Raw genomic sequence first — 18,564 nt, forward strand, 5'->3', positions numbered from 1 at the left:
GTTGGGGCGGGGGCCTTACAGCTATCGTGAGGATCCCGCCGTTCCGGCCTTTCGGGACGACCGGCCCCTGATTCTGTTCGATGGCGACTGCGCGCTGTGCTCCGGTTCGGCGCGCAAGATCCTGAAGCATGACAGGGCAGCGAGGATCAGGCTCGCGCCGACGCAGTCGCCTCTGGGTCGGGCGCTTCTCGTCCACTACGGCGTCGATCCCGACCATCCCTATACGATGCTGCTGATCCAGGACGGCGTCGCGCGCGAGCGGTCCGACGGCGTTCTTGGCATCGCCGCCCTGCTGCCGCCGCCCTATCGACTGGCCGTCGTCGGGCGGATCGTACCGCGGATCCTCCGCGACACCCTCTATGACTTTATCGCGCGTCGCCGCCGCCGGTTTCCCGGCGCGGCCTGGTGCGCCATGCCGCCAGAAGGCGTCGATCTGACGGACCGGGTGCTGGGATGAGTGGACGCGTGCTGGTCCTGGGGGCCAACGGCTTCATCGGTTCGCACGTGGCGGCGGCCCTGTCGTCGGCTGGCTGGTCCGTTCGCGCCGGGACGCGCCGCATCATCGAACCTGCCCGTCGCGCGCCGACGTTCGACTGGGTCGTCGCCGACTTCGCCAAGCTGACGACACCCCAGGCCTGGGCGCCTCTGCTGGTCGGCGTGGAGGCGGTGGTGAACTGCGTCGGCGTGCTTCAGAATGGCGCGGGCGACAGCACGCGCGCCGCCCATGTCGACGGCCCGCGTGCCCTGATCGCGGCTTGCGAGGCGGCGGGCATGCGGCGGCTGGTGCATATCTCCGCCGTCGGCGCGGACGAGGGGGCCGGCACCGACTACGCCCGCACGAAGGCCGAGACCGAGCGGATGATCGAGGCCAGCGGCCTGGATTGGCTGATCCTTCGGCCGTCGCTGGTGGTGGATCGCGCCGCCTTCGGGGGCACCGGCCTGATCCGGGCGCTGGCGGCGTTTCCACTGTTCAGCCCGGTCGTGGGCGGTGACCAGATTTTCCGCCCGATCCCGCTGGGCGACCTGTCCGCCGCCGTCGTCGCGGCGTTGAAGCCCGCCGCGCCGTCGCATCGGACGCTGGACATACCGGGACCGGAGCCGGTGACGATGGTCGAGACGATGCGTCTTTATCGCGGCTGGATGGGGTTGCGCCCGGCACGGGTCATCCGCGTTCCGCGTGTCTTAGCTGCGCCCGTCTTGGCGATCGGCGACCTGCTGGGGCGGCTGGGCTGGTCCTCGCCGATCCGCACGACGGCGATCAAACAGATGGACCACGACGTGTCTGGCCGCGACAGCGGCTGGGCGCAGGCGCTTGGCGTGCCGTCGCGCGGATTCACACGCTTCCTTGCCGAGACCCCAGCCTCGGTTCAGGACGTCTGGCACGCGCGGCTCTGGTTCGTGCGGCCGATCTCCATCGTGACCCTGGGCCTGTTCTGGTTGATCACCGGCCTGATCAGCTTCGGCCCGGGTTGGGATCGCGCCGTCGCCATTTTGCATGAGGGCGGTTACGGCCGCGTGGCCGGCCCCATCGCCTGGTGGGGCGCGCTGCTGGACGTGGTGCTGGGGCTGATGCTGTTCGTGCGGCCGTGGACGGCGCGGGTGGCGATCTTCATGTGTCTAGCCACCGTCGGCTATCTGATCGCCGGCACTCTCAGCCTGCCGCACTTCTGGATCGATCCGTTGGGGCCATGGCTCAAGGTCCTGCCGATGATGGCCCTTTGCCTGTTCGTTGCGGCGACGGACGCGCGTCGATGACCGCCTATGTGCTGCTCAAGATCGTTCACATCCTGTCGGGCGCGGTGCTGTTCGGCACAGGCGCAGGCATCGCCTTCTTCATGCTGCGCGCCCACGCGACTAAGGACGCCAGGACCGTCGCCGAGGTCGGCCGCATCGTCGTTCTGGCTGATTTCGTCTTCACCGCGACCGCCGTGGTGATCCAGCCAATCAGCGGCCTGGGCCTGATCCATCTGCAGGGCTGGTCGCTGACCAGTCCATGGCTGCTGGCCGTCTACGGGCTTTATGTCCTGATCGGCGTCTGCTGGTTGCCGGTCGTGTGGATCCAGTACCGGATGATGAAGCTGGCCGAACGGGCGGCAGGGGAGGGCGCCGCCCTGCCGTCCGCCTATCATCGGCTGTTCCGCTGGTGGTTCGCCCTGGGCTGGCCCGCCTTCGCCGGAGTCCTGGCCATCTACTGGCTGATGGTCGCCAAGCCGGATTTCTGAGCGGAAACCTGAGGTCATCCAAAGTGAGCCGACGCGGCAGCCGCGCCGTGCCATAGGGCGGTCATGACCGACGTCCGTTCCGAAGTTGCGCCTACGCCCGCGCCCCTGCCCAAGAGGCCTCACGCCCTGACAGGGTTGGAGATCGCCGCCATCGTGGCGATCATCGTGGTGTGGGGCGTCAACAACGCCGGGGCCAAGCTGGCGACGCAGGAACTGTCGCCGCTGCTCGTCGGCGCCATCCGGTTCGGCATCGCCACCGCCTGTCTGATCGCCTTCGTGCGGCCGCCGTTTCCGGACTGGAAGAGCCTGATGCTGATCGTCATCATCGGCGGGCCGATCCAGTACGGCCTAGCCTACACGGCCTACTGGCTGGCGACGGATGTCAGTCCGGTGACGGTGGCCAACCAGTTGTGGATCCCCTTCACCACCCTGTTCGCCTTCCTGATCCTGGGCGAGCGGCTGTCCAAGGCGGCCTTGGTCGGCATGGGCGTGGCCTTCGTCGGCGTGGCGTGGATGACGCTGGACGCCCATGCGCTGCAGGACTGGAAGGCCATTCTGGTCGCCATCGCGGCCGGCGCCGCCTGGGGCGTGACCACGGTGGTGGCGCGTCGCACCACCTCCATCCCGCCGCTGAAGATGCAGGGTCTGCTGGCGCTGGGCGCCTTTCCCGTCATGGCCTTCGGCTCGGCGGTGTTCGAGCATGGCCAGTGGGAGGCGGTGAAAAGCGCCACGCCCATGGTCTGGGCCTCGTTGCTGTGGGCGGGCGTCGTGTCGTCGGTGCTGGCGACGACTCTGCTGTTCTGGCTGGTCCAGCGGCGCGAGGCGGGGCGGGTGACGCCCTATCTGCTGGTCACGCCGGTGGTGTCGATGTTCATCGGATGGAGCTTCATGGGCGACATCCTGACGCCGCAGATTCTGACGGGATCGGCCATCACCATGGGCGGGGTGGCCCTTGTGGCCCTGGCCGAACGGGGCTTGCGTGCGGGGGCCGCCAAGGCTTGATCTGTTCCTGATCGTTTCAGGAGCCCGCCATGCACCACGCCCCCCTCGACGCCGACCACGTCTCCCGCCGCTGGCTGGGCAAGGCGAAGCACGATCTTCCGGCGAACGAAGCCGTCGTCGTTCAGAGCACCGCCGATCGTCGCCCTGTTTCCGAAGACATCAACGAGACCTTCGACGACCGCCAAACCTTTGGAGAGCGGCTGGCCGATCGGGTGGCGGCCTTCGGCGGTTCGTGGCCGTTCATCATCGCGTTCGGCGTCTTCCTGGCGATCTGGACCGGGCTGAACCTGCTGCTGCGCAAGGAAGCCTTCGACCCCTATCCCTTCATCTTCCTGAACCTGGTCCTGTCGATGCTGGCGGCGATCCAGGCGCCGGTCATCATGATGAGCCAGAACCGGCAGGCGTCAAAGGATCGGCTGGATGCGGGCAATGACTATCAGGTCAATCTGAAGGCCGAGATCGAGATCATGGCCCTGCTGGAAAAGGTCGAACACCTGACCGCCCGACAGGAGGAGCAGACCGAGCTGATCCGCCGTCTGCTCGCGCAAAAAGAGACCCGCTGAACGCTGTCCAGCGGGCCATCTTCCGTATCGTAGAGAGAATTAGCTTGCGCTGAGCGCCGCGCAGGCCACCCGGTCGCCGGCGCCGCCGATGGGCTGGGTCGAATGGTCGTCGGGGTTGGCGTGGATGATGATGGCCGAGCCGTCGGCGTCCCACAGCCATTGGCCGGGCCCTTCGGACGAAATCCGCGCGCGGGTCGTGAACAGTTCGGCGTTCACCTTGCCGTCCGCACCGGCCCAGACGTTGGGAAGGTCGCCGTCGTCCGGCCCGGCGGCGTTCAACAGACCGTGCGGGGCCTTGGGCTCGCCGTGGTTAATGTGGGCCCCGGACGAGGTGAAGGGCGCGGCGCATTCGCCGGTCGCATGGATGTGAATGCCGTGCCAGCCGGGCGTCAGGCCCGAAGCCTCGATCTTCATCAGCAGGCCGGTCGGCCCCTGACGCAGGTCGACGCGGCCGATATTGGCGCCGGAGGCGTTGATCAGAACGGCCTGTCCCGTCGCGCCGACGGGTGCGCGTTCGACGGCCGCCTGGGGCGCGTTTCCGGTCGCGGCGCAGGCGGTTGTCAGGGCCAAGGGGGAGGCGAGGAGAAGGGCGGCGGCGAGGCGGGTGGCGCGCATGTCGAAAGTCCTTTCAGAGACGGGCTTTCACGGCGACGTCGCTTTGCCACCGAGGCCCTGGAATGCTAGAAATCGTCACAGCGGATCACGTTCCGATTCCGGCCGCATAAAGCCACGCTTCATTGACCGACGACAGCTACGAAAACGCCGCATCTCCGATCGTTCCGGGAGGCGGCGGCTCCGACATTTCCACGATCACGATCGAGGACGAACTGAAGCGTTCGTACCTCGACTACGCCATGAGCGTAATCGTCTCGCGCGCCCTGCCTGACGCCCGTGACGGGCTGAAGCCGGTTCACCGTCGCATCCTGTATTCGATGCACGATCTGAACATGACGCCCGAGCGCAGCTATTCGAAATGCGCCCGCGTTGTCGGCGACGTGCTGGGCCGGTTCCACCCCCACGGCGACGCCTCGGTCTATATGGCCCTGGTGCGGATGGCGCAGCCCTTCTCGATGGGGCTGATGCTGGTCGACGGCCAAGGCAACTTCGGCTCGGTCGACGGCGATATGCCCGCCTCGATGCGTTACACCGAGGCCCGGATGGCCCCGGCCGCCGTCGCCCTGATGGCCGACATCGACAAGGACACGGTCGATTTCCAGCCGAACTACGACGAGAAGGAGTTGGAGCCGGTCGTCCTGCCGAGCCGGATCCCGAACCTGCTGGTCAATGGCGCGGGCGGCATCGCCGTCGGCATGGCGACGAACATCCCGCCGCACAATCTGGGCGAGGTCGTGGACGCGGCCCTGGCCCTGCTGGATGATCCGAACGTCACCGACGACGCCCTGCTGGACATCGTGCCCGGCCCGGACTTCCCCACCGGCGGCGAGATCATGGGACGCACCGCCCCGCGCAACGCCCTGCGCGACGGTCGCGGCTCGGTCGTCGTGCGCGGCCGCGCCTCGGTGGAGGAGATCCGCAAGGACCGCGAGGCCATCGTCGTCACCGAGCTGCCCTATCAGGTCAACAAACAGACCCTGATCGAGCGCATCGCCGAAATGGTGCGCGAGAAAAGGCTGGAAGGCATCTCCGACGTTCGCGACGAATCCGACCGCCAGGGCATGCGGATCGTAATCGAGCTGAAGCGCGACGCGTCTGGCGACGTGATTCTGAACCAGCTGTGGCGTTATACCGCCATGCAGAGCTCGTTCGGCGTCAACATGCTGGCGCTGAACCACGGCCGGCCCGAGCAGATGGGCCTGCGCCAACTGCTGCAGATCTTTCTCGACTTCCGCGAGGAGGTGGTGGTCCGCCGCGTCAAGTTCGAGCTGAACAAGGCCCGTGATCGCGGCCACGTCCTGGTCGGTCTGGCCGTCGCCGTCGCCAATATCGACGAGGTGATCCACATCATCCGCTCGTCGGCCGATCCGACCGAGGCGCGCGAGCGCCTGCAGGCCAAGGCCTGGCCCGTCGGCGACATGATGGCCCTGGTCGAACTGATCGCCGATCCGCGCAGCGTCGTGATCAATGGCGACAGCCTGAAACTGACCGATGAACAGGCCCGCGCCATCCTGGCCCTGACCCTGTCGCGTCTGACCGGTCTGGGCCGCGACGACATCTTCGGCGAGGCGCACGGCCTGGCCGACACCATCCAGGGCCACCTGACCATCCTGTCGGACCGCAAGAACGTCTTGGCCATCATCCGCGATGACCTGATCGACGTGAAGGATCGGTTCGCGGTTCCGCGCCGCACCCTGATCGGGGAAGGCGACGGGGAGATGGAGGATGAAGACCTGATCCCGCGCGAGGACATGGTCGTCACCGTCACCCACGGCGGCTACGTCAAGCGTGTGGCCCTGAACGCCTATCGGACCCAGCATCGCGGCGGCAAGGGCCGCAGCGGCATGTCGATGAAGGACGAGGACGCCATTACCGGCGTGTTCAGCGCCTCGACCCACACCCCGGTCCTGTTCTTCGCCACCAACGGCAAGGCCTACAAGCTGAAGACCTGGCGTCTGCCGCTGGGCAATCCGCAATCGCGGGGCAAGGCCTTCGTCAACCTGCTGCCCATCGAGCCGGGCGACAGCATCATGAACGTCCTGCCTCTGCCCGAGGACGAGACGACCTGGGGCGACTACGACATCATGTTCGCCACCTCGAGCGGCGACGTGCGGCGCAACAAGCTGTCGGACTTCGCCACCGTGAACCGCGCCGGCAAGATCGCCATGAAGCTGGAAGGCTCTGACCGCATGGTCGGCGTCGGCCTGTGCACGGCGGACGACGACGTGCTGCTGACCACGGCGCAGGGCCGCGCGATCCGGTTCAAGGCCGACGACGTGCGCGTGTTCAAGGGCCGGGACTCCACCGGCGTCCGGGGCGTGCGGCTGCAGGATGGCGACGAGGTCATCTCCATGGCCATCCTGGGCCGTGTGGATGCGACGCCGGAAGAACGCGCCGCCTACGTCAAACACGCCAACGCGATGCGCAAGGCCCTGGCCGGCGCGGAAGCGGAAGAGGATGCCGCAGCCCCGGTCGAGGCCGAAGACGATGTCGCGGATGCGGCTCTGACCGTGGAGCGGATCGCCGAACTGGGCGCCGCCGAACAGTTCATCCTGACGGTCACTGAAACCGGCTTCGGCAAACGATCCTCGGCCTACGAATACCGCCGCACCGGTCGTGGCGGTCAGGGTCTGACGGCCCACGGCCTGGGCGGTCGCGCCGGCACGCGTCTGGCGGCGGCCTTCCCGGTCGAGGAGACGGACGACCTTCTGCTGGTCACCTCGGGCGGTCAGATGATCCGCACTCGCATCGATCAGGTCCGCATCGTCGGCCGCTCCAGCCAGGGCGTCACCATCTTCCGCACCGGCAAGGACGAGAAGGTCGTTTCGGTTGAACGTCTGCCGGAAAGCGGCGGCGCAGATGATGCCGATGTCGGCGGAGAAGACGGCGGCGAGGTCTGATCCGCCTCCGCCCAGCGGGCAATGGGAGGGTCGTTTGAGCGCGACGATTCTGATCGACGGCCTTCCCGCCACGCCTGACGACCTGGCGCACCAGGCGTTGGTCAACTACGGCGCCTACACCTCCTTCCGCGTCGAGGATGGCGCCGCGCGCGGCCTCGACCTCCACCTCGCGCGTCTGGAGCAGGCCGCCGTCGAACTGTTCGGCGAAAGCCCCGGCGAGTCGAAGTTCCGGCGTCTGATGGCGCTGGCCGTCGCCGGCCGAGACGCCTGCTGGCTACGCGTCAGCCTGTTCTCGCCCGAGATCGTCCATCGCAACCCGACCTACGTCGGCCGACCCAAGGTGATGACCAGTGTTTCCCATGCGCCGCCGCCGCTGGCGACCCAAGTGCGGGTCACCGCCATGCGCTATGAGCGCGAGGCGCCGCATCTGAAGCATCTCGCCACCTTCGGCCTGATCCGCGCGCGCCGCGCCGCGCGCGCCGCTGGGTTTGACGACGCCCTGTTTGTGGATGGTGAAGGGCGGGTCACAGAGGGCACGCTGTGGAACATCGGCTTCGTCCAAGGCGACCGGATCGTCTGGCCCCAGGCCCCGATGCTGGCGGGCGTGACCCAGGCCTTGATCGCGCGCGGGCTGCCCCAGGTCGGGCTGACCAGTGAAACGCGACCAATTCGTCTCGACGAGGTCGGCGCCTTCGACGGCGCCTTCCTGTGCAACAGCGCCACGCCCGTCTGTCCGATCACCGTCATCGACGATGTCGCCTTCGCCAATGACCCGGCCCTGCTCGCCAAGGTCGAAGCGGCTTGGAGCGTCCAGGCAGCCCAGCCCATCTTGGATCATGACGATGACGAAGGCGTCAGCCGGCTAGGCCGCTGATTTCGCACCTGCTAAACGACGCTGACGCCACGCGACAGGCCGGGGAGACACGCATGCGCATCGGACTTTATCCGGGCACCTTCGACCCGGTGACGAACGGGCATACCGACATCATCAAGCGTGCGCTGAAGCTAGTGGACCGACTGGTCATCGGCGTCGCCCAAAACGACGACAAGGGGCCGCTGTTCTCGACCGCCGAACGGGTCGAGATGCTGAAGGCCGAGATGGCGCCCCTCGGCGGCGACATCGTGGTCCAGCCGTTCTCTACCCTGCTGATGCATTTCGCCGAAGAGCTGGACGCCAGCGTCATCATCCGGGGGTTGCGCGCCGTCGCCGACTTTGAATACGAGTTCCAGATGACGGCCATGAACCAGCGCCTCAATCAGGACATCGAGACCGTATTCCTGATGGCCGATCCGCGCCATCAGGCGATCGCCTCGCGGCTCGTCAAGGAGATCGCCCGACTGGACGGCGCGATCGACAGTTTCGTCAGCCCCGCCATCGCCGAGCGCGTGCGGGCCAAGGTCAAGAACGGTTAGGGTAGACAAGACCATGCGTAAGGCCATCATCGCAGCGACCGTCGCCGCTCTTCTCGCGGCTGGCGCGGCCCAGGCTCCGGCTGTGGCGCAGACGGCGCCGGCGGCGTCCGGCTGGCGCGCCATTGCACCGGAAAACCTGCTTGTTATCGATACCTCCAAGGGCCGGGTGCTGGTCGAACTGATCCCCGTCGCCGCGCCCAACCATGCGGAACGCATCCGCACCCTGGCCAATCAAGGCTTCTATGACGGTCTGAAGTTCCACCGCGTCATCCCTGATTTCATGGCGCAAACCGGCGATCCGAAGGGGACGGGCGAGGGCGGCAGCGAGCTGCCGGACCTGAAGGCCGAGTTCAGCTTCCGTCGCGGTCGCGACGCCGGCTTTGTCGCCGTGCCGAGCGTGGGCGCGGGCGTGCGTGGCCTGGTCGGCGATCTGCCGGTCCAGACCCAGCCCGACGCCCAGATGATGGTCACCGCCGACTTCAAGGTCGACGCCCACGGCCTGTTCTGTCCCGGCGTGCTGGGCATGGCCCGCTCGGGTTCGCCCGACAGCGCCAACAGCCAGTTCTTCCTGATGATGGGCGCGCGCGAACAGCTGGATGGCATCTACACCGCCTTCGGACGCGTGGTGTCCGGCCTGGATGTGGTCGGCAAGCTGAAGAAGGGATCGGACGCCGAGGACGGCAAGGTGACCGATCCCGACACCATGACCCGCGTCCGCATGGCCTCGGCCTTGCCCGAAAGCGAGCGTCCGACGGTGCGCGTGCTGAACGCCGGCAGCGCCGCCTTCGCCGAACGGATCGCTACGGCGCGCGCCGCGCGAGGCACGGCCTTCAGCGTCTGCGACGTTCAGCCGGTCGCCGAAGTGACGGGCGGCTGACACATTCGCAAACGGGGCAAGGGCCGATGACGATCCGAACGATGGCGATGGCGGCGGCCGTGCTGGTCGCGACGGCGGGGGCCGCCCTGGCGCAAGACGCGACCGCCGTTCCCGCGCCTCCGCCGCCGCCCGGAGAATGGCGCACGATCGCGCCCGAGAACCTGCTGGTGATCGATACCAACAAGGGGCGGGTTCTGGTCGAACTGGCGCCCGAGATCGCGCCCGCCCATGTCGAACGCATCAAGCTGCTGGCGTCGCGCGGCTTCTTCGACAACCTGGTCTGGCACCGGGTGATCGACTGGTTCGTGGCCCAGACCGGCGATCCGCTGGGCACGGGCGAGGGGCAGAGCTGGTATCCCGACCTGAAGGCCGAGTTCACCTTCCGCCGTGGGGCGGACATGGATTTCACTCCGGTGGCGGCCCCGGTCGGCGCCTTGGTCGGCTTCGTCGATTCCATCCCGGTCCAGACCCAGCCCGACGCCCTGATGTCCGGCACCAGCGACAAAAAGGTCCACGGTTGGGCTCTGTATTGCCCGGGAGTCGCGGGCATGGCGCGTGACGAGGGCAACGACACCGCCAACAGCCAGTTCTTCCTGATGCGTCAGGCCTATCCGGCGCTGGACAAGCGCTACACCGTCTGGGGTCGGGTCGTGTCCGGTCTGGACGTCGTGCGATCCCTGAAGGCCAGCGACACGCCGGATGGTCTGGTTCAGGGACCGGATCAGATGACCCGCGTCCGCGTGGCGTCGGATCTGCCCGCCGCCGAACGTCCGACGGCGGCCGTCCTGAACACCAACTCCGCCACCTTCCAGACCCTGGCGCAGCAGGCGCGTCAGGCGCGCGGCGCGGATTTCTCGGTCTGCGACATCGAACTGCCGGTGCGCGTGACGCCCGCCGCCTGATCAGGCGGCGGGGGCCGGCCGCCCCCGACCGCGTCGCCGACGCCGTCCCCTCGGCGGTTTCTTGTCTTCGCGCATCCGTTGCAGCAGCAGGCCTTCGCGCAGGCCCCGGTCCGCGACCCGCACGCGTTCCGACGGCCAGGCGCGCTGCACCGCCTCCAGGATGGCGGCGCCCGCCAAAACGAGATCCGCCCGATCGGGACCGATGCAGGCCTCGCGCGCTCTCCCATCGGGCCCCAGCGCCTTCAGGCGATCCGCCGCCGCCTCGCAGTCGGCGCGCGTCATCCACAAGCCATCGACCCGGTCGCGATTGTAGCGCGGCAGATTCAGGTGGATGCCCGCCAGGCTGGTGATCGCGCCCGAGGTGCCGACCAGATGCGCCCGGTTCTGCCGGAACAGCTCGAGCATCGGTTCATCGACGATCCCGCCCGCTGCAATGGCCGCCCCCATGTCGGCGACCATGGCCTCGTACCAGGCCTCGCCGGAGTGCGGCGGCTCGGGATGCCGCTCGGCCAGGGTCACAACCCCCACCGGCGCCGACATCCAGGCGGTGGTCGTCCAGTCGGTTCCGCTGCGCTTCAGCCACGACATCTCGGTCGAGCCGCCACCAACATCGATGACCAGCACCGCCTCGGCCTTGGGGTCGATCAGATTCAGGCATCCCTCGACCGCCAGACGCGCTTCTTCGGCGGGATCGATGATCCGTAGGCGCAGGCCTGTGCCCTTGCGCACCCGGTCGATGAAGTCGGCGCCGTTCTCGGCCGCGCGGCAGGCCTGGGTGGCGACGGCGCTCAATCGCGCCGAATCGACGCCTTTGCGCACGATCCGCTCAGCGCACAGGGCCAGGGCGTCATAGGCCCGGTCCATGGCGCGCGGGTCCAGAAGGCCCGTCCGCGACAGCCCTTCGCCTAGCCGCACGATGCGGCTGAAGCTATCGACCACGCGAAAGCCTTCGCGTGACGGCCGCGCGATCAGCAGCCGGCAGTTGTTGGTCCCCAGATCGAGCGCGCCATACAGCGGCGCATCTCGACCCGACGCATCCCTCGAACGGGAAGGCTGGGACCGCTCGTCGCGCCGTCGAGGCGCGCCGTGGGTCTCCGGCATGGGCCGTCATCCGTTGTGGGCGGTCCAAAGCGGCGCCCGTCCTGGTCAGCCTAACCCGCCAGGATCGTCCGCGCCAAGCCATTCTGTCAGGAAGATGAACAGACCGGCAGGCATTGGGGTCATGCGTTGGATCGTATGAAGTGCGATGACCCGCATTCAGACCGCACGTTTCGCCATCGGCCAAATCGTACGCCACCGCGACGACGCCTTTCGCGGCGTCGTGATGGATGTGGATCACGCCTATGAGGGACCGGCCGGTGAAAGCGGCCTGGTCAGGCCGGACCAGCCCTTCTACCGCGTCTTCGCCCTGGGCGAGGACGGCGGGTTCGTCGCCTACGCCGCCGAAGGCGCTCTGGAAGACGGCGATTCCGTGCTGCTGCCCGACGACGCCGAGCGGTGGTTCACCACCGACGGCATGGGCCACCACGCCCCGCTGGACGAACGTCTGCACTGACGGTTGGAAGCCATGGCGGCTCCGGGCTAGGATGGCGGCAAAAGAGGAATACGCCATGTCCGACTTCGAACACGTCTTCGAAAAGCCGCCCGAGGGCGCGGCCGCCGACTGGACCATTCCCCAGAATTGGGCCGCTTACATCGAGGTCGAGCACCAGACCTGGGACACGCTCTACGCCCGGCAGATGAAGATCCTGCCCGGTCGCGCCTGCGACGCCTTCATGCGGGGACTGGACGCGCTGGACCTGAACGCCGGCGGCATTCCCGATTTCGACGTGATCAATCCCAAGCTTCAGGCCCTGACGGGCTGGACCGTCGTCTGTGTGCCGGGCCTGGTCCCGGACGAGGTCTTCTTCGATCACTTGGCCAATCGCCGCTTCGTCTCGGGCCAGTTCATCCGCAAGCCGGACCAGCTGGATTACCTGCAGGAACCCGACATCTTCCACGACGTCTTCGGCCACGTGCCGATGCTGACCGACCCCGATTTCGCCGCCTATATGGAGGCCTATGGCAAGGGCGGGCAGCGGGCGGCCAGCCTGGGCATGCTGCCGAACCTGGCGCGCCTGTACTGGTATACGGTCGAGTTCGGCCTGATGAAGGAGGCGGACGGCCTTCGCATCTACGGCGCCGGCATCGTTTCTTCGGCGACCGAGAGCGTCTTTGCTCTGGACAACCCGTCGCCCAACCGCCTGGGTTTCGACCTGGAGCGGGTGATGCGGACCCTCTACCGGATCGACGACTTCCAGCAGGTCTATTTCGTCATCGACAGCCTGGAAGCTCTGAAGGACGAGACGCTTAAGGACTTCGGCCCGGTCTATGCGGCGCTGAAAGGCAAGGACGACCTCGCCATCGAAACCGTCCTGCCGACCGATCAGGTCTTCACCCGCGGCACCCAGGCCTACGCCCAGCGCGGCGGGCGGTTCGCGGCCTGATCGGCGTCAGTTCTCGACGAAAGTTGCTGAAACTACTGTACCTTGCGCGGGCATAATCAGAACGCATTCCGCTCCGTTCGATGTCGCGTCACAGCCTTGCCACTCGACGCGCCAGCCTGTCGATCCAGGGTTTTCGGCCCTTAAGTGAATGCGTGTGCCAGCGGGCGTGCGAAGCCAACAGAGGCGTGGCGCCTCATACGGGTCGTACTGAAATCGAGTGGCGCCGCAACGCACGCCGACCGGTTCGCTGCGAACAATGGCGTTACGGGTGGCGCCGCCTGATGCCGTGATGCTCAGTAGCGGATCAATGCGGTGCGCCTCAACGACGATGTCGGTCAGAGTGGTTGCTTCCACTTGTTGTCCAAGGGCAACGGCGATCGTGGCTAGAAATATTAGCAAAGCTGAAGCTCAGAAAAGTCATGGTTGACCGAACCGTATGAACCTGGGTCCGCGCGCCTTCAAGTCGGCGATCAATTGTCGTGTTCAGCCTTTTACGCCGGGTATCGGGCGATATTAGCGACCGCCCCAGCGCCATTCTCATCTATATCCTTTGGAACGGATAGAAATCGGCACCCAATCCCAGCAGGCTCGTCAGTTCGTCCAGCGCGCTGCGGCTTTCCGTGAGCAGGTCAGGATCGGCCAGATCGCCGGGGCGCAGTTCGTCGCGGTACCAGCGCCCGGCCCAATCCGACAGACGCGCATGCAGATCGTCGGTCAGGCGCATGGCCGGGTTCGTCGCCGCCAACTCGGCCTCGGTCAGCACGACACGCAGGCGCAGGCAGGCCGGTCCGCCGCCGTTGCGCATCGACTGGCGCACGTCGACATATTGCACCCGACCGATCGGACCGTTGGAGGCGGCCAGCGCTTGCGCCACCGCATGGCTGCGCGGGTTGTCGCGGGTCTCGGTCGGACAGATCAGGGTCAGGCGATCCTCGCCCGGGACTTGGATCAGCATGGAGTTGAACAGATAGCTCGAAATCGCGTCGGCCAGCGGCAGGTCGGCGGACGAGACCTCGATGAAGATCGGCTCGAACAGGCCATCGGCCGCGCGGCGAATGGCGGCCTGGGTTGCGGCCGTGTCCTCGAACGCCAACTCGTGGAAGAACAGGGTGTCCAGCGCCCCGACGCAGACCACGTCGTTGTGGAAGGTGCCGCCCGCGATGGCGGCGCGGGATTGCTGGGCCAGGATCGGCCGTCCGGCTTCGTGGCGGCGCACGATGGCTTCCGACGCTTCGCGCGTCTGGCGGGCGGGGAAGGGGCCGTCCCACGGCTCGAACGCCTCGCGACCCCAGACCAGCAGATTGACGCCGCGACCACTATGTTGGGCGCACAGGCGAACGTGGTTTGCGGCGCCCTCGTCGGCCAGATGCGCGACCGCGGGCAGGGCGTCATGGACGGCGAACCGGCTGGCGTCGGGAAACAGGGCGTCCAAGGCGCGCTTCGTTTGCCGGTGCTCCAGGCTGCGGTGCAGATTGGTGTGCAGATTGGCCGGCGTGAAATGCACTCGGCCGTCGGCGGCGTCGGCGCTGGGCGTCACGGTTGCGGCGTTGGCGGCCCACATGGGCGAGGCCGAACAGGCGGCGGCGGCGAACGAGGTCGCGCTCCGCCAAGCCCGCTCCAGGACCTGGGCGTCCGAGCCGGCGAAGCCCAGGGTCCGTAGGAAGGGGATATTCGGTCGCTCATGCGGCGGCAGGACGAACTGGGGCAGGCCCAGGTCCGCCAAGGTCTTCATCTTGTCGAGGCCCTGAAGCACGGCCGCGCGGGGATTGGACGCCTCGCCCTTGTTCAGGCTGGACGCCAGATTGCCGGGCGACAGACCAGCGTAGGAATGGGTCGGCCCGATCAGACCGTCGGCGTTGGCCTCGACAGCGCTGATCATCGCAATCCCTTGATCTCGCCTTCGATGTTGGCGACGGCGTCAGCCTCGAAACTGGCGACCGGATAGGCGCAATAGTCGGCTGCGTAATAGGCGCTGGGCCGGTGGTTGCCGCTGGCCCCCAGGCCGCCGAACGGCATGTCGCCGGCGGCGCCGGTGGTCGGGCGGTTGAAGTTGACCACGCCGGCGCGGATGCGGCGGATGAAGTGGTCCCAGTTCTTCGGATCATCGCTGACCAGACCGGCGGACAGGCCGTAGCGGGTCGCATTCGCCGCCTGGATCGCCGCGTCGAATGAGGCGACGCGCGTTACCGACAAGAAGGGCGCGAACATCTCTTCGTCCGGCACGTCGACCCCCGTCACGTCGATGATGGCTGGTTTGACGAAGGTGCCGGGCAGATTGGCGACCGGCCCCGACGCGCGGATGACCTTGGCCCCCATGTCAATCCGGTCCTGCAACGCCTTCAGCGCCGCCTCGGCGGCACGCGCCGAGATCAACGGGCCGGCATAGGGTTCGGGATCGCTATCCCATGGGCCGAAGATCAGCCGGTCGGACAGGGCGGCGATGGCTTCGATGATCGCATCGCCTTGCGGTCCTTCAGGCACGATCAGGCGACGCGCGCACGAGCAACGCTGGCCGGTGGTGATGAAGGCGGATTGAACCGCGATGCCCGCGACGGCCTCTGCATCCGGTGCGTCCCACACGACCAGTGGGTTATTGCCGCCCAGTTCCAGCGCCAGGATGACATGCGGATCGTCGGCGAATTTTCTGCGGAAATGCGCGCCCGCCGCGCCCGAGCCGGTGAACATCAGGGCGTCGATGCCGGCGTCCAGCAGAGCCGCGCCCGTCTCGCGCCCCCCCTGGACCACATTGACCACGCCGGTGGGCAGATCGGCGGCGGCGAAGGCTTCGGCCATCACCTGACCGACCAGGGGCGTTTCTTCCGACGGCTTGAAGACGACCGTGTCGCCCGCCAGCAGGGCCGGGACGATATGGCCGTTCGGCAGATGGCCGGGGAAGTTGAACGGGCCAAGCACCGCCGCGACGCCGTGCGGACGGTGCCGCAGGGTCGCGCGGCCGAACGCCGTGTCGCTGGTCCGTTCGCCGGTGCGCTCGTCATAGGCGCGGATCGAGATGTCCACCTTGCCGATCATGGCGGCGGCCTCGGTCTTGGTTTCCCACAGCGGCTTGCCGGTCTCGCGCGCGATGGCCTCGGCGATCTGGGGCGCGCGATCTTTCAGGACGGCCTGATAGCGTTTGACGGCGTCGATCCGGTTGGCGCGCGGTGCATCGGCCCAGGCGGGGAAGGCGGTGCGGGCGGCGTCGACGGCGGCCTGAACCTGAGCCGGGCTGGCGGCCTCGCCTTCCCAGTTGGTCGCTTCAGTGGCGGGATCGGTGGAGGTGAAACGGGTCATGATTTTACTCGCACAGTGTCTCCGCTGCGCACCTTGAGCGCGGCGGCGGTTTCGGCGGTCAGGCGAACGGCGTCGCCATCGATGTCGGCCTTGGCGCGAACGGCGCGGAAGGCGGCGACGCTGTCGGTCGAGATCAGGGCCGGCAACTCGGCCTCAACCCCCTCGACGATCTGAACCGTCAGGCGCCGGGCGTCGCGCACGGTCCGGATATTGTCGCGCCCGCATGCGACGGTCGGACCGGCGTCGAAGATGTCGACCAGACCATTGGGCCGGAAGCCCTCGCTTTCCAGCAGGGCCATGGCCGGCACGCCTTGCGGATGGACCTTGCCGATCACCGCGCGGGCCGGTTCGGGCAGCAACTCGGTATAGATCGGGTGGCGCGGCGCCAGGTCGAGGATGAATTGCTTATCCGTCGAGCCGGTCATCCGGTCGGCGTGGTCGAACTCCATCGGGAAGAACTTGTGCGCCACATGGTCCCAGAAAGGGCAGGCCCCGTCGGGCGTGAAGACCCCGCGCAACTCCGCCAACACGTTGTCGGCGAACAGCTCGGGCTGGGCGCCGATCAGCATATATCGCGACTGGCTGAGCAGACGGCCCGCGCCGCCCTTTCTCCGATCCGCCTTCAGAAACAGCGAACCGACCTCGGTCCAACCCGTGCATTCATTGACCAGAACCAGCGTCTGATGATCCAGCTTCACCCCCAGCGAGGGCGACTGGACGGTGTTGTTGACGACGCGGAACGAGAAGAAGGGGCGTTTCAGCCCCACCGTCGCCTTGACCGAGCCGACGCCGTCGATGTCCCCCGTGTCGCCGTCTTCCAGCATCAGGGTGTACCAAGCCTCTTGCCAGGGCACGCGACCTTCGAAGCTTGCCTGGCTCAGCTCCAGCCGATCGGCCAGGGCGTCGGGATCTTCAGGCAGGCTGGTGAAGCCGGGGCCGGACAGGATGGCCAGTTCCAGCAGATGATCGAGATCGGCGGGGCCGGCGGGACGGACGACAAGCATTCTACAGGGTTTCCATCCGCAGGGATTTCAGTTTGGCCGCATCGATTTCACCCGATGCGATCTTGCACAGGATTAGAGCGCTGAGCTGCGCGCGTTCGACGAAGCTGTCGGGCCAAGCAAACTCCTGATCCGAATGGATGTCGCCGCCGCGCACCCCCAGGGTGTCGATATTGGGCAGGCCGGCGGCGTGCAGATTGTTGCCCTCGCACACTCCGCCCGACGGTTTCCAGGCGATGGGTTGGCCCAGCAGGGCGCCGGCTTCCTTGACCGCCTCGAATAGGGCGGTCTGGGCGGCGTCCATAGGTTTGGGCGCACGGGTGAAGCCACCGTGCAGATCCAGCGTCAGGCCCTCGAACGGCGGCGTCGCGGCGATGGCCCGCACGGATGCGTCGATCCAGTCGGCGGCGGCCTTGTCCGGCACCCGGACGTTGAACCGCACCACGGCGTTGTCGGCGACGACGTTCAACGCGCCCCCGCCCGAAATCTTGGCGACGTTGACGGTGACGCCCTCGTGCTGACCGTTCAGTCCATGCAGGGCGGCGGCGATGATGGCGGCGCCGGCGATCGCATTACGGCCTTCGTTGAAGGCGCGGCCGGCATGCGCGGCGCGACCCGTCACGATCAGATGATAGTTGCCGCTGCCCTTGCGCGCCCCCGCCAGCGTGCCGTCCGCGAGCGCCGGTTCGTAGGTCAGCCCGACATGGCCGCGCGCGCCTAGTTCGGCCAGCAGCGGCGCAGACGCCGGCGAGCCGATCTCTTCGTCGGGGCTCAGCAGCACGGTCCAGCCGACGCCGTGTTTGTCGGGATGGGTTTCGAACGCCTCCAGCGCGGCCAGCAGCACGCTGATCCCGCCCTTCATGTCGGCCACGCCCGGCCCGTTCAGGGCGCCGTCGGCCCGCGTGGTGACGGTCTGGAACCGGCTGTCGGCGGGGAAGACGGTGTCATAGTGGCCGGTCAGAACGACCTGGATCGGCGCATCCGGCCGGGCGGTGATCTTTAGCGCGTCAGCATGGGCCTCGGTGCGAACCGACCCGTCATCGGCGACGGTGGTCGAACCCTGCGTCGGGAGGCGTTCGACACTGGCGGGCAGGGCGCCCGCCGCCGCTTCCAGAACATCCAGCACAGCATTCAGCCCGGCGGCGTTGCGGCTGCCGGAGTTGATGTTCGCCCAGTCGATGGTGCGGCCGATGATCGTCTCGCGTCGCGCGGCGACGTGGTCGAGGACGGCCTGGTCCGAGGTCAGAATCCGCATCGGCCGGACCCTAGACGCCTCGACCCCAAAGGTGAAG

Annotated in this window: 18 protein-coding genes; 12 read left to right on the forward strand and 6 right to left on the reverse strand. The window is 67.5% G+C overall.

Annotated features, from left to right (window positions below):
- The first annotated feature begins 1 nt into the window (after position 1).
- The 5 genes from ABIC32_RS14585 (at position 2) to ABIC32_RS14605 (ending at position 3,787) form a co-directional block, all read left to right on the forward strand.
- Positions 2–457 carry a thiol-disulfide oxidoreductase DCC family protein gene (locus ABIC32_RS14585; RefSeq protein ID WP_354074665.1) on the forward strand — a complete coding sequence of 152 codons (456 nt, stop codon included), beginning with the start codon at positions 2–4 and terminating at the stop codon, positions 455–457.
- Positions 454–1,755, forward strand: coding sequence for an SDR family oxidoreductase (locus ABIC32_RS14590; RefSeq protein ID WP_354074666.1), 1,302 nt, complete (start codon positions 454–456; stop codon positions 1,753–1,755). The genes ABIC32_RS14585 and ABIC32_RS14590 overlap by 4 nt, the downstream gene beginning before the upstream one ends.
- Positions 1,752–2,222, forward strand: a complete 471-nt coding sequence (locus ABIC32_RS14595) for a DUF2269 family protein (protein ID WP_354074667.1) — start codon at positions 1,752–1,754, stop codon at positions 2,220–2,222. Before ABIC32_RS14590 ends, ABIC32_RS14595 begins: the two co-directional genes overlap by 4 nt.
- Before the next feature lie 63 nt (positions 2,223–2,285).
- Positions 2,286–3,224 carry a DMT family transporter gene (locus ABIC32_RS14600; RefSeq protein ID WP_354074668.1) on the forward strand — a complete coding sequence of 313 codons (939 nt, stop codon included), beginning with the start codon at positions 2,286–2,288 and terminating at the stop codon, positions 3,222–3,224.
- 29 nt (positions 3,225–3,253) lie between these two features.
- Positions 3,254–3,787: a DUF1003 domain-containing protein gene (locus ABIC32_RS14605; RefSeq protein ID WP_165117429.1), complete on the forward strand. Its 534-nt coding sequence runs from the start codon at positions 3,254–3,256 to the stop codon at positions 3,785–3,787.
- Positions 3,788–3,826: 39 nt separating this feature from the next.
- On the opposite strand, the gene ABIC32_RS14610 is transcribed toward ABIC32_RS14605, so the two are convergent.
- The gene (locus tag ABIC32_RS14610) at positions 3,827–4,402 is read right to left on the reverse strand and encodes a superoxide dismutase family protein (protein ID WP_045810201.1); all 576 of its coding nucleotides are present in this window, start codon (positions 4,400–4,402) and stop codon (positions 3,827–3,829) included.
- A 122-nt stretch (positions 4,403–4,524) separates the two neighbouring features.
- On the opposite strand from ABIC32_RS14610, the gene gyrA reads away from it, so the two are divergent.
- The 5 genes from gyrA to ABIC32_RS14635 are packed head-to-tail and all read left to right on the forward strand — an operon-like array spanning position 4,525 to position 10,494.
- Positions 4,525–7,302: a DNA gyrase subunit A gene (gene gyrA / locus ABIC32_RS14615; RefSeq protein ID WP_354074669.1), complete on the forward strand. Its 2,778-nt coding sequence runs from the start codon at positions 4,525–4,527 to the stop codon at positions 7,300–7,302.
- Positions 7,303–7,336: 34 nt separating this feature from the next.
- Positions 7,337–8,176, forward strand: a complete 840-nt coding sequence (locus tag ABIC32_RS14620) for an aminotransferase class IV (protein ID WP_354074670.1) — start codon at positions 7,337–7,339, stop codon at positions 8,174–8,176.
- Positions 8,177–8,229: 53 nt separating this feature from the next.
- Entirely contained in the window at positions 8,230–8,715 is a 486-nt protein-coding gene (coaD, locus tag ABIC32_RS14625) for a pantetheine-phosphate adenylyltransferase (protein WP_017504115.1), read from the forward strand.
- Between the two features lie 13 nt (positions 8,716–8,728).
- The gene (locus ABIC32_RS14630) at positions 8,729–9,592 is read left to right on the forward strand and encodes a peptidylprolyl isomerase (RefSeq protein ID WP_354074672.1); all 864 of its coding nucleotides are present in this window, start codon (positions 8,729–8,731) and stop codon (positions 9,590–9,592) included.
- Between the two features lie 26 nt (positions 9,593–9,618).
- Positions 9,619–10,494 carry a peptidylprolyl isomerase gene (locus ABIC32_RS14635; RefSeq protein ID WP_354074673.1) on the forward strand — a complete coding sequence of 292 codons (876 nt, stop codon included), beginning with the start codon at positions 9,619–9,621 and terminating at the stop codon, positions 10,492–10,494.
- On the opposite strand, the gene ABIC32_RS14640 is transcribed toward ABIC32_RS14635, so the two are convergent.
- Positions 10,495–11,595 (reverse strand): Ppx/GppA phosphatase family protein, encoded by a 1,101-nt coding sequence (locus ABIC32_RS14640; protein ID WP_295215985.1) that lies wholly within the window; start codon positions 11,593–11,595, stop codon positions 10,495–10,497. It abuts the gene before it with no gap.
- Positions 11,596–11,740: 145 nt separating this feature from the next.
- Between ABIC32_RS14640 and hspQ the strand changes: the two genes are divergently transcribed.
- The gene (hspQ, locus tag ABIC32_RS14645; protein ID WP_017504111.1) at positions 11,741–12,049 is read left to right on the forward strand and encodes a heat shock protein HspQ; all 309 of its coding nucleotides are present in this window, start codon (positions 11,741–11,743) and stop codon (positions 12,047–12,049) included.
- A 55-nt stretch (positions 12,050–12,104) separates the two neighbouring features.
- Positions 12,105–12,980, forward strand: a complete 876-nt coding sequence (phhA, locus tag ABIC32_RS14650) for a phenylalanine 4-monooxygenase (protein ID WP_354074674.1) — start codon at positions 12,105–12,107, stop codon at positions 12,978–12,980.
- A gap of 541 nt (positions 12,981–13,521) precedes the next feature.
- Here the strand turns inward: phhA and astB are convergent.
- From astB to ABIC32_RS14670, 4 genes are read right to left on the reverse strand one after another with little or no spacing between them, the layout of a single operon-like run.
- A complete protein-coding gene (gene astB / locus ABIC32_RS14655; protein ID WP_354074675.1) occupies positions 13,522–14,859 on the reverse strand; it encodes an N-succinylarginine dihydrolase in 1,338 nt (445 codons plus the stop codon).
- Positions 14,856–16,271, reverse strand: coding sequence for a succinylglutamate-semialdehyde dehydrogenase (gene astD / locus ABIC32_RS14660; protein ID WP_354074676.1), 1,416 nt, complete (start codon positions 16,269–16,271; stop codon positions 14,856–14,858). The genes astB and astD overlap by 4 nt, the downstream gene beginning before the upstream one ends.
- Positions 16,268–17,275 (reverse strand): arginine N-succinyltransferase, encoded by a 1,008-nt coding sequence (locus tag ABIC32_RS14665; protein ID WP_055808094.1) that lies wholly within the window; start codon positions 17,273–17,275, stop codon positions 16,268–16,270. Before ABIC32_RS14665 ends, astD begins: the two co-directional genes overlap by 4 nt.
- Position 17,276: 1 nt before the next feature.
- Positions 17,277–18,527, reverse strand: a complete 1,251-nt coding sequence (locus ABIC32_RS14670) for a hydrolase (protein ID WP_199060337.1) — start codon at positions 18,525–18,527, stop codon at positions 17,277–17,279.
- Positions 18,528–18,564 lie beyond the last annotated feature (37 nt).

The sequence above is a fragment of the Brevundimonas sp. 1080 genome (assembly GCF_040545985.1).
Lineage (GTDB): Bacteria > Pseudomonadota > Alphaproteobacteria > Caulobacterales > Caulobacteraceae > Brevundimonas.